16 protein-coding genes, 1 tRNA gene and 1 other RNA gene are annotated in these 17336 nt (G+C 73.5%); 11 read left to right on the plus strand and 7 right to left on the minus strand.

All coding sequences use genetic code 11. The features are described from left to right. Positions 1–15 precede the first annotated feature (15 nt). Genes kdpC through AC4H2H_RS10880 form a run of 3 tightly spaced genes read left to right on the plus strand, consistent with a single transcriptional unit; the run spans position 16 to position 4019 of the window. Positions 16–723: a potassium-transporting ATPase subunit KdpC gene (kdpC, locus tag AC4H2H_RS10870; RefSeq protein ID WP_494370822.1), complete on the plus strand. Its 708-nt coding sequence runs from the start codon at positions 16–18 to the stop codon at positions 721–723. A 24-nt stretch (positions 724–747) separates the two neighbouring features. Continuing rightward, positions 748–3318: a sensor histidine kinase gene (locus tag AC4H2H_RS10875; protein ID WP_494370823.1), complete on the plus strand. Its 2571-nt coding sequence runs from the start codon at positions 748–750 to the stop codon at positions 3316–3318. Beyond that, complete coding sequence (locus AC4H2H_RS10880) at positions 3315–4019, plus strand: response regulator (RefSeq protein WP_494370824.1); 705 nt, start codon at positions 3315–3317, stop codon at positions 4017–4019. Before AC4H2H_RS10875 ends, AC4H2H_RS10880 begins: the two co-directional genes overlap by 4 nt. A gap of 9 nt (positions 4020–4028) precedes the next feature. Here AC4H2H_RS10880 and AC4H2H_RS10885 read toward each other — a convergent pair whose 3' ends face one another. The 6 genes from AC4H2H_RS10885 to AC4H2H_RS10910 form a co-directional block, all read right to left on the minus strand. Then, positions 4029–4790, minus strand: coding sequence for an ABC transporter permease (locus AC4H2H_RS10885; protein ID WP_494370825.1), 762 nt, complete (start codon positions 4788–4790; stop codon positions 4029–4031). Next, positions 4787–5533, minus strand: a complete 747-nt coding sequence (locus AC4H2H_RS10890) for an ABC transporter ATP-binding protein (protein ID WP_494370826.1) — start codon at positions 5531–5533, stop codon at positions 4787–4789. Before AC4H2H_RS10890 ends, AC4H2H_RS10885 begins: the two co-directional genes overlap by 4 nt. Continuing rightward, entirely contained in the window at positions 5526–6224 is a 699-nt protein-coding gene (locus tag AC4H2H_RS10895) for a TetR/AcrR family transcriptional regulator (protein WP_494370827.1), read from the minus strand. The genes AC4H2H_RS10890 and AC4H2H_RS10895 overlap by 8 nt, the downstream gene beginning before the upstream one ends. A gap of 93 nt (positions 6225–6317) precedes the next feature. Beyond that, complete coding sequence (locus AC4H2H_RS10900) at positions 6318–7982, minus strand: ABC transporter permease (protein ID WP_494370828.1); 1665 nt, start codon at positions 7980–7982, stop codon at positions 6318–6320. Further along, positions 7979–8929, minus strand: coding sequence for an ABC transporter ATP-binding protein (locus AC4H2H_RS10905; protein ID WP_494370829.1), 951 nt, complete (start codon positions 8927–8929; stop codon positions 7979–7981). Before AC4H2H_RS10905 ends, AC4H2H_RS10900 begins: the two co-directional genes overlap by 4 nt. A 47-nt stretch (positions 8930–8976) precedes the next feature. Continuing rightward, positions 8977–9684, minus strand: a complete 708-nt coding sequence (locus AC4H2H_RS10910) for a TetR/AcrR family transcriptional regulator (protein ID WP_494370830.1) — start codon at positions 9682–9684, stop codon at positions 8977–8979. A 186-nt stretch (positions 9685–9870) separates the two neighbouring features. Between AC4H2H_RS10910 and AC4H2H_RS10915 the strand changes: the two genes are divergently transcribed. The 4 genes from AC4H2H_RS10915 to AC4H2H_RS10930 all read left to right on the plus strand — a co-directional run bounded on the left by AC4H2H_RS10915 (position 9871) and on the right by AC4H2H_RS10930 (position 12760). Next, the gene (locus tag AC4H2H_RS10915) at positions 9871–11466 is read left to right on the plus strand and encodes a glycoside hydrolase family 6 protein (protein ID WP_494370831.1); all 1596 of its coding nucleotides are present in this window, start codon (positions 9871–9873) and stop codon (positions 11464–11466) included. Between the two features lie 345 nt (positions 11467–11811). After that, entirely contained in the window at positions 11812–12198 is a 387-nt protein-coding gene (locus AC4H2H_RS10920; protein WP_494370832.1) for a DUF6941 family protein, read from the plus strand. A gap of 25 nt (positions 12199–12223) precedes the next feature. After that, on the plus strand, positions 12224–12358 hold the full coding sequence (locus tag AC4H2H_RS10925) for a hypothetical protein (protein WP_494370855.1): 135 nt from the start codon (positions 12224–12226) through the stop codon (positions 12356–12358). Between the two features lie 75 nt (positions 12359–12433). Then, complete coding sequence (locus tag AC4H2H_RS10930; RefSeq protein WP_494370833.1) at positions 12434–12760, plus strand: DUF2283 domain-containing protein; 327 nt, start codon at positions 12434–12436, stop codon at positions 12758–12760. Between the two features lie 780 nt (positions 12761–13540). Here the strand turns inward: AC4H2H_RS10930 and AC4H2H_RS10935 are convergent. After that, positions 13541–13626 (minus strand) — tRNA-Ser (locus AC4H2H_RS10935). 139 nt (positions 13627–13765) lie between these two features. On the opposite strand from AC4H2H_RS10935, the gene ffs reads away from it, so the two are divergent. The 4 genes from ffs (at position 13766) to AC4H2H_RS10955 (ending at position 17322) form a co-directional block, all read left to right on the plus strand. Then, positions 13766–13862, plus strand: an RNA gene (gene ffs / locus AC4H2H_RS10940) — signal recognition particle sRNA small type. A 492-nt stretch (positions 13863–14354) separates the two neighbouring features. Continuing rightward, positions 14355–15254, plus strand: a complete 900-nt coding sequence (locus tag AC4H2H_RS10945; RefSeq protein ID WP_494370834.1) for a MetQ/NlpA family ABC transporter substrate-binding protein — start codon at positions 14355–14357, stop codon at positions 15252–15254. Positions 15255–15451: 197 nt separating this feature from the next. Next, the gene (locus AC4H2H_RS10950; protein WP_494370835.1) at positions 15452–16660 is read left to right on the plus strand and encodes a methionine ABC transporter ATP-binding protein; all 1209 of its coding nucleotides are present in this window, start codon (positions 15452–15454) and stop codon (positions 16658–16660) included. Beyond that, complete coding sequence (locus tag AC4H2H_RS10955; protein ID WP_494370836.1) at positions 16660–17322, plus strand: methionine ABC transporter permease; 663 nt, start codon at positions 16660–16662, stop codon at positions 17320–17322. Before AC4H2H_RS10950 ends, AC4H2H_RS10955 begins: the two co-directional genes overlap by 1 nt. Positions 17323–17336 lie beyond the last annotated feature (14 nt).

Genomic DNA, 17336 nt, shown 5'->3' on the forward strand with positions numbered 1-17336 from the left:
CCGAAAGGAACTCCAGTGCACGACACCACCTCCACCTCCTCAGCGCGCGGGCCGCGCCCGTCGGCCGCCGGCGGCACCGTCTCCTTCGTCCGGCAGTCCTGGGCGGGGCTTCGCGTCCTGCTCCTGATGACGGTCCTGCTCGGGGGCCTGTACCCCCTCGCGGTCGCGGGCGTGGGCCAGGCGGCGTTCGCGTGGCAGGCGAACGGCTCGCTCGTCCGCGCCGACGGCACGCACGCGCAGTCCGTCACGGACGCGGGGGCCGACGGCGCACCCGTGGTCGGGTCGTCGATCGTCGGCCAGGCGTTCGGCGAGCCGGGGACGGCGCCGGAGTGGTTCCACGGTCGGCCGTCGGCCGCGGGCGAGGGGTACGACACGCTCGCGTCGGCCGGCTCGAACCTCGGCCCGAACAACCCCGACCTCGTCGCCGCGATCGAGGAGCGCCGCGCGGCGGTGGCCGCCGAGGACGGCGTGGACCCGGCCGACGTCCCGGCCGACGCGCTCACGGCGTCGGCCTCCGGTCTCGACCCGCACGTCTCGCCCGCCTACGCCGACCAGCAGGTCGAGCGGGTCGCGGCCGCGCGCGGTCTCGACCCGGACGCCGTGCGTGCCCTGGTCGACGAGCAGGCGGCCGGGCGGGTGCTCGGGGTGCTCGGCGACGAGCGCGTGAACGTCCTCGCGCTCAACCTCGCGCTCGAGCGGCTGGCGCCGACGGACGCGTCCTGACGTGCGGCGTGATGGACTGCGCACATGAGTGCGGACGAGGCGCGGCGCCGGGGGAGGCTCACGGTCTACCTCGGCGCCGCGCCGGGCGTCGGCAAGACCTACGCGATGCTCGACGAGGCCCAGAGGCGCCGGTCCCGCGGGACGGACGTCGTCGTGGGCCTCGTCGAGACGCACGGCCGCGCCGCGACGGCCGCCAAGATCGGGGACCTCGAGGTGGTGCCGCGCCGCGTCGTCGGGCACCGCGGGGTCGAGCTCACCGAGCTGGACGTCGTCGCGGTCCTCGCACGACGCCCCGACGTCGCGCTCGTCGACGAGCTCGCGCACACGAACGCGCCTGGCTCGCGCCACCCCAAGCGCTGGCAGGACGTCCACGACCTGCTCGACGCCGGGATCGACGTCGTCACGACGGTCAACGTCCAGCATCTCGAGTCGCTCACCGAGGACGTCGAGGCGGTCACGGGCGTGCGGCAGCGCGAGACCGTGCCCGACCACGTCGTGCGCGAGGCCGACCAGATCCAGCTCGTCGACCTGTCGCCCCAGGCGCTGCGGCGCCGCCTCGCGCACGGCAACGTGTACCGGGCCGAGCAGGTCGACGCGTCCCTCTCGTCGTACTTCCGCGAGGGCAACCTCACCGCGCTGCGCGAGCTCGCGCTCCTGTGGCTCGCCGACCGCGTCGACGACGCCCTCACGCGCTACCGCTCGGAGCACGCGATCTCCGGCACGTGGCCGGTGCGCGAGCGCGTCGTCGTCGCGGTCACCGGCGGGCCGGAGGCGGCGACCCTGCTGCGACGGGGCGCGCGCATCGCCGAGCGGGCCGCCGGGTCGGAGCTCCTCGCGGTCCACGTCCTCGCGACCGACGGCCTGCCCACGGCGTCGCCGGCGGCGCTCGCGGCCGACCGCGCGCTCGCCGAGTCGCTCGGCGGGACGTTCCACACGGTCGTCGGCGAGGACGTCCCGACCGCCGTCGTCGACTTCGCGCACGGCGTCAACGCGACGATGGTCGTCGTCGGCGTGTCCCGGCACTCGCGCTGGCGCGAGGCGCTGCTCGGGTCCACGAGCGCCGAGATCGCCCGCCTCGCCGGGACGCTCGACGTCCACCTCGTGACGCACGAGCGGGCCCGTGCCGGGCGCGTCTCGCGCCGCGCGATCAGCCCGCTGTCGGCCCGACGGCGCATCGCGGGCTGGGTGGTCGCGGTCGTCGCGCCGGCGCTGCTCACCGCGTTGTTCGCCGTCTCGGGCGAGCTCGTCGGGCTGCCGACGCAGATGCTCCTGTTCCTCGCGCTGACGGTGGGCGTCGCCCTCGTGGGCGGCATGTGGCCCGCGCTCGCGTGCGCCGTCGTGTCGTTCGTCTGCATCAACTGGTTCTTCACCCCGCCCACCGGCAGGCTCACCGTGGCCGACCCGGAGAACCTGCTCGCGCTGCTGCTGTTCGTCCTGGTCGCAGCGGCGGTCGCGTCCGTCGTGGACCTCTCCGCGCGCCGTTCCGTCCAGGCCGCACGGGCGCGCGCCGAGGCCTCGACGCTCGCCGCGCTGTCACGCTCCGTGCTCTCGGGCGAGGACACCGCGGCCGCCGTCGTGTCGCGCCTGGCCGAGACGTTCTCGCTGCGCCACGTCGCGCTCGAGGAGCGGCGCCGCACGGGGAGCGGCGCAGCGGCCGGCGGCTGGTCGGTCGTCGCCGAGACCGGGCGACCGGGCGAGAGCGACGAGCCCCCGGAGGCGTGCACCCTCGTCCGGGTCGACGACGACCGCCGCCTCGTGCTCGACGGGCGCCCGCTCGCGGCGGGGGACCGCCAGGTGCTCGACGCGTTCGGCGCCCAGGCAGGCATCGTGCTCGAGTACCGGCGCCTGCGCGAGCAGGCGGCGCGCGCCGCCGTGCTCGCCGAGGCGGACGCGACGCGGACGGCGCTGCTCGCGGCCGTCTCGCACGACCTGCGGACGCCGCTCGCCGCCATCCGAACGGCCGTCGACGGGCTGCGCTCACCCGACGTCGCGCTCGACGCCGAGGACGAGGCGGCGCTCGTCGAGACGGTCGCGGCGTCGACCGGCCGGCTCGAGCAGCTCATCGACAACCTGCTCGACCTCTCGCGACTCCAGACGGGCGCGGTCGTGCCGAACCTGCGCGTGGTCTCGCTCGACGAGGTCGTGCCGTTCGCCGTCGAGCCGGTGCTCGACCACGTCGACCTCGCGGTCGCCGACGACCTCCCGCTCGTCCGGACCGACCCGGGCCTGCTCGAGCGCGTCGTGGCGAACGTCGTGGCGAACGCCGTGCGCTTCTCGCCGCACGACGTGCGCGTCGCAGCCGCGGCGACGCGCGACGGCGTCGAGCTGCGCGTCGTCGACCGCGGGCCCGGCCTCGACGACGACGCGAAGGCGCTGATGTTCGAGCCGTTCCAGCGGCTCGGCGACGAGAGCGGCGGCGGGGTCGGGCTGGGGCTCGCGGTCGCGCAGGGGTTCGCGCGCGCCGTCGGCGCGACCCTCGTCCCCGAGGACACCCCGGGCGGAGGGCTGACGATGGTGGTCACGGTCCCGGCGGCGAGCACGACGTCGGATCGAGAGGAGCCCGGGCGCGCACCGGCGGAGGAGGAGTCGCGATGAGCCCGGACCGCGAGGTGGAGGGCAACCGCGTGCTCGTCGTCGACGACGACCCGGGGCTCCTGCGCGCCATGGCGATCACGCTCCGCGTGCACGGGTGGGACGTCACGACGGCGGCCACCGGCCGGGAGGGGATCGACGCCGCCGCGTCCGCGCACCCCGACGTCGTGCTGCTCGACCTCGGGCTGCCCGACGTCGGCGGGCTGGAGGTGCTCACCGCGATCCGGGGGTGGAGCCGCGTCCCGGTCATCGTCCTGTCGGCGCGCCAGCTCGGCGACGACAAGGTCGACGCCCTCGACGCGGGCGCGGACGACTACGTGACGAAGCCGTTCGCGATGCCCGAGCTCATGGCCCGCCTGCGCGCCGCCGTGCGCCGCGCCGCGCACGAGCCCGGCGCCGACGAGCCCGTCGTCGAGGCGGGTGACCTGCGGGTCGACCTCGCGCGCCGCGAGGTGAGCCGGGACGGCGAGGTCGTGCGCCTCACCCCGACGGAGTGGGCGCTGCTCGAGCTGCTCGTCCGGTACCGCGGCCGGGTCGTGAGCCGCGAGCAGATGCTGCGCGAGGTGTGGGGTCCCACGGCGACGCGGGACACCCACTACCTGCGCGTGTACGTCGCGCAACTGCGGCGCAAGCTCGAGGACGACCCGGCGACGCCGCGCCACCTCCTCACGACCCCCGGCATGGGCTACCGCTTCGAGACGTGACCTCGCCCGTCACCGCCCGGTGATCTCGGCGCGCCGCCACCACCCGACCGTGGCGGCCCAGGCGACGGCCGCGACGGCCGGCGCCGTCGCGAGCTGCCACCCGGTCACGACGACGTCGGCGCCGCCCATCCCGAGCCACAGCCCGGGCGCCGCCCACGGGAACCAGGCGCCGACGCCGACGACGGTGACGACCTGGGTCACGACGACGATCCCCAGCACCCCGCCGACGCCCGCGAGGGCGTCCCGGCCCCAGGTCGCCACGAGGCCGAAGGGCACAGCCAGCAGCGCTGCGAGCACCCCGCCGACGAGCGCCCGCGCCGCTCCCGGCCACGGGGACCCGCCACCGGGAGCGAGGACCAGCCCCAGCACCAGCGCGACGACGACGCTCGCGGCGCTCGCGGTGACGGCCCACGCCGTGACGACGAGCAACTTGGCCGAGACGACCTGTGCCCGGGACGGGCGGCTCACGAGCAGCGGCTCGACGGTGCCCTCGGTGATCTCGCGCCCGAACGTCCAGCTCACGACGAAGCCCGCGGCGAGGAGCACGGCGACGGTGAGGACCTGACCGGTCGTCGACGTCACGGCGTCCCAGCCCGATCCCTGGACCATCGGCCGCACCTTCTGCGCGAGGGTGCTGTCCCCGCCCTGCGCCGCCGCCGCGGCGAAGCCGACGGAGAGGAGCGGGACCACGAGCACGAGGACCGCCGTGGCGACCCGTGCGACGGTCGACCGCGCGAGCTTCAGCAGCTCGGCCTCGACGACCGCGCTCATCGGGTGACCCCCGCCGTCGCCGCCTCGTGCACGATGCGGAAGAACTGGCGCTCCAGGTCGGCGCCGTCGGGCGGCAGCGTGCCGACGACACGGCCGTCGTGGACGACGGTGATCGTCGTGGCGACGCGCGCGACCTCGTCGAGGTGGTGGCTGGAGACGAGCACCGCGGCTCCCTCGGCGGCGCGGCGCCGGACGTTCTCGCGCACCTCGATGACGCCGGCGGGGTCGAGCGCGGTGGTGGGCTCGTCCAGCACGAGCAGGTCGGCGTCGTGCACGAGAGCGGACGCGAGCGCGAGGCGCTGCCGGTTGCCGTCGGACAGGGTGCGGGCACGGCGGCCCGCCCACCGGTCCAGCGCGAGGGCGGCGAGGAGATCGTCGGCGCGCCGGCGCGCCTCGGCCGGTCGGCACCCGTGGAGGCGGGCCGCGGTGCGCAGGTTCTCGCGGACGGTGAGATCGCCGTACGCGTGGGCGCCGCTCGCGAAGCCGACCCGGGCACGGACCGGCGCCGGCGCACCCCAGGCCGGAGTCCCCCACAGCTCGACGGCGCCCGCGTCCGGCCGGAGCAGCCCGACGAGCAGCCGCATGAGCGTGGACTTGCCCGCGCCGTTGAGCCCGACGAGGGCGTGCACCTCGCCCGCGCGGACCTCGAGGTCCACGCCCCGGACGGCCGCGACGTCGCCGAAGGACCGGGCGAGGGCCACCGCGCGGACGGCCGGCGCGGGCGAGCGCGTCGGGTCACCCACGGCGCCGGTCCCGCTCTACGGGGTGAACGGACCGGAGCTCGTCCACCGACGACGTCCCGGCCGGCGGTTCGTCGGACCGCGGGCCGGGCGGGTCGAGCACGTCGAGCGCCCGGCCGAGGACGGTCGCGAGGTCGCGGTCGCCCGCGTCGGGACCGACGCCCGGCGGGACGCTCGCGTCGGTGTCCGCCCAGTGCAGCAGTGCGGCGGTGAGCGCCGCGAGCGTCGCCCCGACGGCGGCGCGGGCCTCGAGCGGGTCGGCGCCGTCCGCGGCGAGCGCGGCGACGACGGCGTCCTCCGTGCGCAGGTTGTTGTGCCAGACGGCGCCGCGCAGCGACGGTGTCCGGGCGACCACCCGCGTGCGTCGCCGGACGACGTCGACGGCCTCGGCGGGGATGTCCTGCCACGCGGCCCGCAGGCCGCGGACCGCGCGGACGAGCGGGGTGGCCGCGCGGGGTTGCGCGGCGACCGCCTCCACCAGCACCGGGTCGTACGGGTCGTCGAGGAGCACGCGCTCCTTGGCGGGAAAGTGCCGGAAGAACGTCATCTCCGTGACGCCCGCGGCGCGCGCGACCTCCGCGGCGGACGTCGCGTCGTAGCCCTGGCGCTCGAAGAGGTCGAGCGCGCACGCGACGAGCGCGGCACGGGTCCGCTCCCGCCGGGCCGTGCCTGCGGTGGTCGTCGAGATCTCCATAGCCCAATGTTAGTCACTAACATCGGGCTGGGTCCACCTACGTCGTGCGGCCCACCTTCACGAGGACGGGCCGCACGACGGTCAGGTGGCCGGTCAGGTCGAGGACACGTCCCGCCGTCGGAAGCCCAGGAACCCCAGGGCGAGCAGCACGACGGCGACGAGCGCGAGCAGGCCGAGCGCCGCGCCGTCGACCTCCGCGGCAGGAAGCTGCGGCACGTGCCAGAAGGGCGAGACGCCCTTGACGGCGTCGGGGACGTCGTCGAGCAGTCCCCCGAAGATGCCCACCACGAACGCCCACACGAGCAGCACCCACCCGAGCCCCGCGAGCCCCGGGCGCCAGCCGAGCAGGAGCCACACGAGGCCGACGAGCGCGAGCACGGCCGGCAGGTAGACCACCGAGGCGAGCACGAACTCGCCGACCGACGGCTCGGTCGCCCCGACGCTCAGCGCGCCCAGCCCGAGCGCGACGCCCGAGACGACGAGGAGCGCGAGCGACCCGAGCGCGGTCACGGCCAGCTGTGCACCGAACCAGCGGGTCCGGCTCGTCGCCGTCGCGAGCAGGGGCTCCGCGCGGCCCGCGGTCTCCTCGGCGCGCGCCCGCAGCGCCGACGCGACGGCGAACCCGCCGACCGCGAGCGCCATGAAGACGCTCATCACGGCGACGAATCCGTTGACCATGTCGTCCTCGCCGAACAGCTCGAGCATCGCGGGGTTGGTCGCGGCGAGCTCGTCCATCGTCTCGCTCACCGAGTCGACGAACGTCCCCGACGCGTAGGCCATGACGGCGATGCCCGCGCCCCACGCGACGACCGAGCCGCGCTGCTGGCGCCACGCGAGCGCGAACGGGCTGCGCAGCGACGGCAGGGCCTCGGGGCGCCCGGCGCGCGGCGGGAACAGCCCGGCGCCGACGTCGCGCCGGGCGGCCAGCGCCGAGCCGGCGAGGAGCAGGAGCACCACGAGCACGAGCGAGAGCCCGAGCGGCCACCAGCGCAGGTCGACGAACGCGCGGATCTGCTGCGCCCAGCCGATCGGCGACAGCCACGAGACCCAGCTCCCGTGCGGCTCCTGGACGTCCCCGACCGCGCGGAGCAGGAACGCGGCGCCGAGGACGGCGAGTCCGAGGCCGGACGCCGTGCGCCCGTGCTCGGTGAGCTGGCTCGTGACGACGGCGACGGCGGCGAAGACCAGGCCCGTCACCGCGACGGCGATGCCGAGCGCGAACGAGTCCATGGCGTCCAGCCCGGCGGCCACGAGCACGAGCCCGCTGAGCACGGCCACGAGCGCGTTCGTCACGACCGCGAGCAGGAACGCCGCGGTCGCGGGCGCGTGCCGCCCGACGACGCCCGCGCGCACGAGCTCGGACCGTCCGGTCTCCTCCTCGGCGCGCGTGTGCCGCACGACGAGCATGATGTTCATGATCGCCACGGCGAGCATCGCCCACAGCGTGAACTCGTTCGCGACCATCGCCCCGAGCGTGTAGTCCTCTATCCCGTAGCCGGGCCCCGACATCATGATCGCCGCCGGGCTCGACACGAGCTGGGCTCGCACCTGCCGGTCGGCCGCGGTCGGGTAGATCGCGTCGAGCGCCGTCGCCGCGTAGAGGAACAGGAGCGCGATGGAGAGCGCCCAGACTGCCGTCCGCACGCGGTCGCGGCGCAGCGCGAACCGCAGGAGCGTGCCGGTGCCGACGAGCGTGGAGCCGCGCTCGTCGTCGCGGTGCGCCGGGGCGGTGCGGGGGGCGAGGGTCGTGGTGCTCACAGCGCACCTGCCGTGTCGAGCCGGGCGAGCTCGTCGCCATAGTGGCGCATGAACAGCTCCTCGAGGGAGGGGGGTGCGACCTGCAGCGACCGCACGCCGTACCCGCCGAGCGCCGTGACGAGCCCCGACATCTGGTCGTTGTCGACGTCGAACCGGGCCCGCGGGCCGTCGTCGGTGCGCTCGACCATGACGTCGTGCACGCCCGGAAGGTCCCCGAGGGCGGTCGGGTCCTGCTCGGTGACCACGGTCACCGACGAGCGCGTGAGGTGCCGCATCTCCTGCAGGGTGCCGGACTGCACGGCCTTGCCCGCGCGGATGATCGTCACGGTGTCGCAGAGCTTCTCGACCTCGGCGAGGATGTGGCTCGACAGCAGCACGGACCGCCCCTCGGCCACGACCTCGCGGACGCACTCGGTGAAGACGGCCTCCATGAGCGGGTCGAGCCCGGAGGTGGGCTCGTCGAGGACGAGCAGCTCGACGTCGGACGCGAGCGCGGCGACGAGCGCGACCTTCTGCCGGTTGCCCTTGGAGTAGGTGCGCGCCTTCTTCGTCGGGTCGAGCTCGAACCGCTCGAGCAGCAGCCTCCGGCGCGCGGGGTCGACGCTCCCGCGCAGCCGCGTGAGCAGGTCGATCGCCTCGCCGCCCGTGAGGTTGGGCCAGAGGTTGACGTCCCCGGGCACGTAGGCGAGCCGGCGGTGCAGCGCGACGGCGTCGCGCCACGGGTCGCCGCCGAGCAGCCGGACGGTCCCGGAGTCGGCGCGCAGCAGCCCGAGCAGGACGCGGATGGTCGTGGACTTGCCCGCGCCGTTGGGCCCGAGGAAGCCCGCGACCTCGCCGGTGCGGACGGTGAGGTCGAGGCCGTCGAGCGCGTGGACGGCGCCGAAGGACTTGTGGAGGTCGCGGATCTCGACGGCGGGCGCGTCGGTCCGGGCGGAGCTGGTGGTCATCGTGCTCTCTTCTCTGGTCGTGGGGGCGGGGGAGGGGTCCGGCGGCGTCAGGAGGTCGCCGCGCCGGCCTCTCCCGGCGGGTCGCCCACGTAGAGGAGGTACTCGTCGAGCATCCGACGGCTGGTCAGGAGCCCCTCGGTGTACAGCTCGAGGGACGGCAGCGCGACCGAGTCCACGTAGCGGCGCGTCGCCGCTGCGAGGTCGTCGGGGCCGCTCGGCGGGTCGAGCGTGAGCGAGAGCAGCAGGGCGCCCATCGAGGCGCGCACGAGATAGCGGGCGCGTGCCTCCTCGTCGCGGCTCGGGCGCAGCGTCCCGGCGGCGACGGCCTCACGGAGGTAGGCCGCGGCGTCGGCCGTCATGTGGTCGACGAACGCGCGCGCGAGCGGCCCGCCGGCCTGCAGGCTGCGCAGGGCGTAGCCGACGGTGGGCGCGTACTCCTCGACCTGCGCGAACCACGCGGCCATCGGCGTCGCACCCTCGACGTCGGTCATCACGTCCCGCTTCGTCGAGCGCACGGTCTCGAGCACGTGCTCGTCGCACGCCTCGCGCAACCCGTCCTTGGAGCCGAAGTGGTGCAGGACGAGCCCCGCGCTCACCCCGGCGTCCCCCGCGATCGTGCGCAGCGACGCCCCGAAGCCGTCGCGCGCGAAGCGGTCGATCGCCGCGTCGCGGATGCGGGCTCGGGTCGTGAGGTCGTCGCTGCCCGACGCCGCGGGGCGGCCGGGGCGAGCTGGTGCAGCGTGCTCTGAACGCATGTTCAACATGCTAAACATGCGTTCAATCGGTGTCTACCCCTCGCTGGTCGGTGCCCGTGCGAAGGGTGAGCGCTCTCCCGCTCGCGCGCCCTTGACCGGCGACCCCGCGAGCGGTTGAGTAGGAGGAAGCGAGATGTGGAAGCGCTCCCACATCGCCGCTCGCCGTGCCGATCGAAGGAGATCCACGTGAGACGTCGTACCGCTCTGTCCGCCGCAGCCGGGCACGCCCTGCTGGCCGCCACCCTGTTCGCCGCCCCGGCCCTCGCCGGCGCGGCCGCCTCCCCGTCCACCGCTCCGCCCGAGGCGGCGAGCGACGTCGTCGAGCCCGGGACGCGACTGTTCGTCGATCCGTTCTCCACGACGCTCGAGGCTGCGGCCTCGCTCACCGACCAGGCGCGCGCCGACGCGCAGCTCCTCGGGTCGTTCCCGTCCGCGTCGTGGTTCACCGAGGGCACCCCCGACGAGGTGCGCGACGACGTCGCGCGCGTCGTGCAGGCCGCCGCCGCGGACGGGTCGGTGCCGACCGTCGTCGTGTACAACCTGCCCTTCCGCGACTGCGCCCAGTACTCCGCGGGCGGCGCGGCCGACACCGCCGCGTACACCGCGTGGGTGGACGCCGTGGCCGAGGGCATCGGCGACGACCCGGCGATCGTCATCCTCGAGCCGGACGCCCTCGGGATCATCCCCTGGTACACCGACATCAACGGCAACCCGGAGTGGTGCCAGCCGGCGGAGCTCGACCCGGCGACCGCCGCCGCGGACCGGTTCGAGCAGCTCAACCACGCCGTCGACGCGCTCACGGCCCTACCCGGGACGTCCGTCTACCTCGACGGCACGCACAGCGGCTGGCTGGGCGTCGGAGACATCACGGACCGCCTCATCAAGGCGGGCGTCGAGCGCGCCGACGGCGTGTTCGTCAACGCGTCGAACTACGTCGAGACCGAGCGTCTCGTGAAGTACGGGACGTGGATCAGCGACTGCCTGAACCTCTCCGTGAACAGCTGGTGGGAGCCGTCGTACTGCGCGAGCCAGTACTACCCGGCGAGCCCCGACGACTTTTCCACGTGGGGTCTGACCGACGCCGCGTACGCGCAGGCGTACGCCGACACGGGCGTCGTGCGCGACCCCGCGGCGCAGAAGCACGTCGTCATCGACACGAGCCGCAACGGTCAGGGTCCGTGGACCGCGCCCCCCGGCGCGTTCCCCGACCCCGAGGTGTGGTGCAACCCGCCCGACCGCGGCCTGGGGGAGCGGCCCACGACCGACACCGGGGACCCGTTCGTCGACGCCTACCTGTGGATCAAGGTCCCCGGCGAGTCCGACGGCAAGTGCTACCGCGGGACCGGCGGCCCGCTCGACCCCGCGCGCGGCATCGAGGACCCGGCCGCGGGCGAGTGGTTCGTCGAGCAGGCGGCCGAGCTCCTCGCGCTCGCGGAGCCGCCCGTCACCCGCCCGACGTGCGAGGTCGGGTACACCGTCCACGGGACGTGGCAGGGCAAGAAGGGCAGCGGCTTCATCACCCAGGTGTGGCTGCGCAACGACGGCCCGGAGCCGATCGACGGCTGGTCGCTGCGCTGGACCTTCGACGGCGACCAGCGGTTCACGAACGTGTGGGGCGCCGACGCGAGCCTCGACGGGGCGACCGTCACGGCCGGCAACCTGTCGTGGAACGCGCGCGTGCCGGCCGGCGGCGCGGTGACGTTCGGGTTCGTCGGTTCCGGCGCACCGGGTGGCGCGCCGCAGCTCGTGACGCTCGACGGCGCCCCGTGCCGGGTCGTGTGACCGCGCGCGCCGCACCGGGTGTGATCCGGATCGCGCCGGGCGGTGCGTCTCGCGGTGGTCGACCCCTGCCGCTGCGGCTCTGGGACCCGTAGGCTGGGGGTAGCCGTCGGCGGCACCGCCGGCGCCACGTCCCGGCGCGTCGGACCGTCGGGACGTCCGAGAGGCCCGTCGCACCCGTGCGACGGGCCTTTTCGGTGCCGATTGGTCAGTCGCCGACCTCGACGGCCGGAGGCTGAGAGCGCGGGGACGTCGCCTCGGCCAAGTGACAGGAGGCGTGGGCTCACCGTCCGTGCCGCCATGGCGAGCCAACGCTCTCGTCTGGGTCGGCGACAGTACGCTCCGCCCATGGCGACACTCGACTACGCGTATCTGGCGGACTACGCCGCGGTGGAGGGCGGACGGCTCACCGCCGTAGGCGCGAGCTTTACGCACCTCCGAGTTCCTGGGCTGCCCAACAGTCGCGCGGTAGCGATCGCGGGTCGAGTGCGTATTCCTGCGAGTGAGAGCAGCTTCGATCTGGAGATCGCGATCTCGGCGCCGGATGCGCAGTGGACAATACAGTTCGAGGGACCGGTGGACGCACCTGATGCTGAACCGTACGACGGGAAGAAGGGTGTTCTGTTCGCTGCGCAGGCGATGCTGACGTTCACCAGCGAGGGCCTCCACGTGGTCGAGCTGACCGTGGACGGACAGCGCGCCCGAACTCTCAAGTTTGACGTCTCGGTGCTGTGACGTGCAGTTTCGGTTCACGCGCCACGTGCGGCAGCGAATGGCTCAGCGCAGGGTCAGCGAGGATCAGGTGCGTGCTACTTTTCTCGACCCGGACCTGACGTACGACGACGTCCCTCAGGGAAGCAGGGTTTCCACAAGCGATCTGAGCACGGCACCTTGAAGGTCTGGGTGGTCTGGCCACCGTCGAAGGCTGACGATTGGATCATCAAGTCGACCGCATGGAAGGGAGGGGCCGATGACCAGGCCCAGCATCACGGTCGAAGTTGATACCGCCGCCGACGCTGCCTACATCTCGCTGTCGGACGAGGTGGTCGTCGAGACCGTCGATGTCACCGACTCGGTGGCGATCGACATGGACGAGAATCGTGTCGCGGTCGGTATCGAGGTGCTTCGCCTTGACGCGGATATCCCGTACACGCGCCTGTGCACTGAGTTTCACATCCACTCCGACGTCGTCGAGCTGCTGCGCCAGATCCGTCCGAGCGTCAAGGGCTTCCTCAGCTTCACGGCTTCGCCCGACGGTGTGAGTGACGTCAGGTCGGGAGCGCTCCAGGAGGTGTGATCCTCGCGGACCCGGGCCGATGTGAGGCAGTTCCAAGGCCGACGTGGCGCACTCGAGACGTCTCGAGAGTCCGTGCGGACATCGCCGCCGCGTTCGGCCCTGCTGCATCTCTTAGTGAGAATGGGCCCAGGCGCTTTCTGAGGAGCGGCTCGATTCGATGAAGCGACGGGCGCTCTGCCGGCCGGGACACCCGATGTCGCGTTCGAACTCGACTACTACGACGGCGACGCACGGGTCCTTCGGAGCGTCGGTACGAACGAAGCCACGGGCGTTCACATCGAGAAGCACCTACCGTCAATCGTCAAGTGCCGGACGGCATCTCGCTGGGTCCGCTGAGCGGGCACAAGTTCATCATGCGTTCGCCACGGAGGGATCCCCCGTCCCGCACGAGGTCACGTTGACTGCGGACCAGCTCAGCGGGCCGGTCTCGCTACCCGTCCCACCGAAGCCTCGCGCCGCTCAAGTGTCCGACGGTCCGTCGCGAAGCATCGGCTATCGGCGCCCGGTGTAGTCGCGCGACCGCCCAAGGTCTGATGTCACGTGACGGGTGGGCGAGTGCGGGGAGAACGCGGCGTGCGGCCGCGGTCGAGCAGGCCAGCGCACGCGTCCCCGGCCAGGATGCTCGACGTCTGAGGGAGCCTCTTCGACGACGATCTGACGGCGTTGCGGTCGCCATGGATCGCGCGCGGTCGCTGGCGGTTGTGGGCATGTCGTCGGCGGCCGGGTACGACAACGGCCCCTGACCGGTGTTTGTGCAGGTCAGGGGCCGTCTCGGTACTGCGGAGGATGGGGGATTCGAACCCCCGAGGGCTTTTAACCCAACACGCTTTCCAAGCGTGCGCCATAGGCCACTAGGCGAATCCTCCTGGTGTACTCCGGTCGTGATCATGGACCGGGGTAGCGCAACGAGGATACCGGACCACGGTGCCCTGACCGAATCGTGCCCCCGACGGCGTCCACCCGGCCCGGGTTTCGGGGACGGCCCGGTCCTGGGCTAGGGTTGGACCAGACCCCTCGTGCGGCATCATCTCGCCGAACTCCCCCAGGGCCGGAAGGCAGCAAGGGTAGGTGAGCTCTGGTGGGTGCGCGAGGGGTCCTTTGCGTCCGCGCGCGCCGTCGGCGGTGTGGCGCAGATCTCCCGGCGGAACCCGTCGAGGGCACGTCGGGGGCCGTCCGCCGCCCGTTGTGCCCGGCTTGTTCACGGCGAATCCTGCGATGCGAGCAGATCTGCGTCCGCATCGTGGACGATTCGGCGTCGGGATTGGCGCCGACGCGCTCGGCGTGCCCATGATGGCGGCATGACCCGGCACCACGTCGCCTCCACGGCTCCCTGCGCAGCACGCTGCGCCGGCATGCCGTGCTGTCGCGGCGAGCGCACCGGTCGAATGTGCGGCCGCTGACGCCGTCGTGACCCGCAGGGAGACCTGCGCCGCACCCGCCGCGTCGTCCCGACGACCGGCCCCCCGCTCGCCGCGTGGCTGATGGCCCGCCGGAAGCACCCCGATCACCCACCCCCGCAGGGCCTCCCCTGCACCCGGCTCCGCCGCTCGCGCCACCCGTGCGCGGCGACCTCCGCCACCCGGAAGGAACCCCCATGTCGTCCACCACCCGCCAGCGACTGACCTGGACCGCGATCGCCGCGACGGCGGCACTTACCCTCACCGCGTGCGGCGGTGGCAGCTCCGACGGCGCCGCAGGCGGCGACGACGAGGGCCCGATCCGCATCGGCGTCGTCGGCGCGTCCGACGACAAGTGGGCCGTCTTCCAGGAGCAGGCCGAGGCCGAGGGCCTCGACATCGAGATCGTCGACCTCCAGGACTACACGCAGGCCAACCCGGCGGTGACCCAGGGCGAGCTCGACGTGAACCAGTTCCAGCACCTGCAGTTCCTCGCGGGCTACAACGTCGACGCGGGCGAGGACCTCACCCCGATCGGCGCGACCGCCGTCTACCCGCTGGGCCTCTACTCGAGCAAGCACACCTCGCTCGAGGACATCCCCGACGGCGGGCAGGTTGCCGTCCCGAACGACCCGACGAACCTGGCCCGTGCGCTCCTCGTGCTCCAGGAGGCGGGCCTGGTCGAGCTGAAGGACGGCGGGAGCGCGCTCTCGACCGAGCTCGACGTGCTGCCGAGCTCGAAGGTCACCGTCACGCCCGTCTCGGCGGAGCAGACGCCGATCCAGCTCCAGTCGGTCGACGCGTCGATCATCAACAACGACTACGTGGAGGACGCCGGCCTGAAGCCCGAGGACGCCCTCTTCGAGGACGACCCGGACTCCGACGCGGCGAAGCCCTACATCAACGTGTGGGTCGCGCGCGCCGAGGACGCCGACGACCCGGACCTCCTCAAGCTCGCGGAGATCTCCCACTCGGACGAGGTCGTCGCAGCTGAGGACAAGGCGTCCGGCGGCACCGCCGTCATCAAGGAGAACACTCCCGCCGAGCTCCAGGAGATCCTCGCCGGGCTCGAGGACGACATCCGCGCCGGTTCCTGACCGGCCCCCGGAGCTCGTCCTCCCGACGCTCCGCACGTGGGCGGGCACGCGCCGTCGTGCCCGCCCGCGCGCGCCTGCCTGTCCCTGAGGGGACGATGGCGGAGGGCATGAACGAGGACTCGGGCAGCAGCGCCACGAACGCAGCACCACGATCACCGCACCACGGAGGACGCTCCCTCCGACGAGAGGAACAGACCGTGACCGACGGCCCCCGAACCCCGGGCGGTGACGAGCAGCCCGCGATCGAGCTGCGCCACGTGAGCAAGACGTTCGGCGAGGGCGACGGCGCCGTGCGCGCCGTCGACGACGTGTCCCTGAGCATCCGCCGCGGCGAGATCTTCGGGGTCATCGGCTACTCGGGAGCCGGAAAGTCGACCCTCGTGCGCCTCGTCAACGCGCTCGAGACGGTGACGAGCGGCGAGGTCGTCGTCGACGGCCAGGTGATCACCGGCCTGCCGGAACGGCGCGTGCGCGAGGTGCGCTCGCGCATCGGCATGGTGTTCCAGCAGTTCAACCTGCTGTCGTCGCGGAGCGTGGCGGGGAACGTCGCCTACCCGCTCAAGGTCGCCGGCTGGCCGCGCGAGAAGCGCGCGGCCCGCGTCGCCGAGCTGCTGGACTTCGTCGGGCTCTCGGACAAGGCGAAGGCGTACCCGCGCCAGCTCTCGGGGGGCCAGAAGCAGCGCGTGGGCATCGCCCGCGCGCTCGCGGCGCAGCCCACGATCCTCCTGGCCGACGAGGCGACCTCTGCGCTCGACCCCGAGACGACGCGCGAGGTGCTCGCGCTCCTGCGCCGCGTCAACGCCGAGCTCGGCCTGACGATCGTCGTCATCACGCACGAGATGGAGGTTGTGCGCTCGACGTGCCACCGCGTCGCGGTGATGGAGCACGGGCGGGTCGTCGAGACGGGCGACGTGTACGACGTCTTCTCCGCCCCGAGCGCCGACGCCGCGCAACGGTTCGTCGGTACCGCGCTGCACGACCGCCCGTCGCGCGAGACGCTCGCGCGCCTGCGCGAGCGGCACCCGGGCCGCCTCGTCACGGTCGGTGTGCGTGAGGGCGCGAGCACGGGCACCGACCTGTTCCGCCTGCTGCGCGAGCACGACGTCGACGGGTCCGTCGTCTACGGCGGTATCTCCGAGGTGGGGGAGCGGCCGTTCGGGTCGCTCACCGTCGAGCTCGGCGCCCCGGAGGATCGCGTCGCGTCGTTCCTGGCGGCGCTGGCCGAGCGCGCCGACGTCGTGGACCTCGGCACGGCGGAGCACCCGCTGGAGGACCCGCGCGTCGCGCGCCTCGGCGCCGGCCAGGCCGTGGACGACGACGGCCCCGCCGTGGGCGACGACCTCGGCGACCCGTACGGCACCGCTCGCGAGACCCTCTTCCGCCACGGCAACCTCGGAGGCAGCTGATGAACGGCGACTGGGAGCTCCTCTGGCCCACGCTGGTCGAGTCGTTCGGCCAGACGCTGCAGATGGTGTCCGTCGCGCTGCTGACGGGCGGGCTCGCCGGGCTCGCGCTCGGCATCGCGCTCTACGTGACCCGTCGGGGCAACCTGATGGAGAACCGCTGGGTCTTCGGCGTCCTCAACGTGCTCGTCAACGTCGTGCGGCCCATCCCGTTCATCATCTTCGTCACGCTCCTCGGGCCCGTGACGCTCCAGGTCGTCGGGACGACGCTCGGCACCGAGGCGTTCATCTTCCCGCTGTCGGTCATGACGGCGTTCGGCACGAGCCGCATCGTCGAGCAGAACCTCGTGGGCATCGACCAGGGCGTCATCGAGGCGGCGCGGGCGATGGGGGCGTCGTCGTGGCGGATCATCACGACCGTGCTCGTCCCCGAGGCCCTCGCGCCGCTCATCCTCGGGTACACGTTCCTGTTCATCGCCGTGCTCGACATGTCCGCGATCGCCGGGCTGATCGGCGGCGGCGGCCTGGGAGACTTCGCGCTCCGGTTCGGGTACCAGCGCTACAACTGGGGTGTCGTGATCGTCACGGTGCTCATCATGATCGCGATCGTCCAGGTGGCCCAGCTGCTCGGCAACTGGCTCGCGCGCAAGGCCCTGCACCGCTGACCTCGGCCCCCGTC

The sequence above is a fragment of the Cellulosimicrobium sp. BMG9.22 genome, assembly GCF_059159975.1.

Bases quoted from the DNA above. Each gene is read 5' to 3' on its own strand.
- AC4H2H_RS10875 (WP_494370823.1), top strand. From the start codon at position 748: ATGAGTGCGGACGAGGCGCGGCGCCGGGGGAGGCTCACGGTCTACCTC.
- AC4H2H_RS10880 (WP_494370824.1), top strand. From the start codon at position 3,315: ATGAGCCCGGACCGCGAGGTGGAGGGCAACCGCGTGCTCGTCGTCGAC.
- AC4H2H_RS10885 (WP_494370825.1), bottom strand. From the start codon at position 4,790: ATGAGCGCGGTCGTCGAGGCCGAGCTGCTGAAGCTCGCGCGGTCGACC.
- AC4H2H_RS10895 (WP_494370827.1), bottom strand. From the start codon at position 6,224: ATGGAGATCTCGACGACCACCGCAGGCACGGCCCGGCGGGAGCGGACC.
- AC4H2H_RS10905 (WP_494370829.1), bottom strand. From the start codon at position 8,929: ATGACCACCAGCTCCGCCCGGACCGACGCGCCCGCCGTCGAGATCCGC.
- AC4H2H_RS10910 (WP_494370830.1), bottom strand. From the start codon at position 9,684: ATGCGTTCAGAGCACGCTGCACCAGCTCGCCCCGGCCGCCCCGCGGCG.
- AC4H2H_RS10920 (WP_494370832.1), top strand. From the start codon at position 11,812: ATGGCGACACTCGACTACGCGTATCTGGCGGACTACGCCGCGGTGGAG.
- AC4H2H_RS10930 (WP_494370833.1), top strand. From the start codon at position 12,434: ATGACCAGGCCCAGCATCACGGTCGAAGTTGATACCGCCGCCGACGCT.
- AC4H2H_RS10945 (WP_494370834.1), top strand. From the start codon at position 14,355: ATGTCGTCCACCACCCGCCAGCGACTGACCTGGACCGCGATCGCCGCG.
- AC4H2H_RS10955 (WP_494370836.1), top strand. From the start codon at position 16,660: ATGAACGGCGACTGGGAGCTCCTCTGGCCCACGCTGGTCGAGTCGTTC.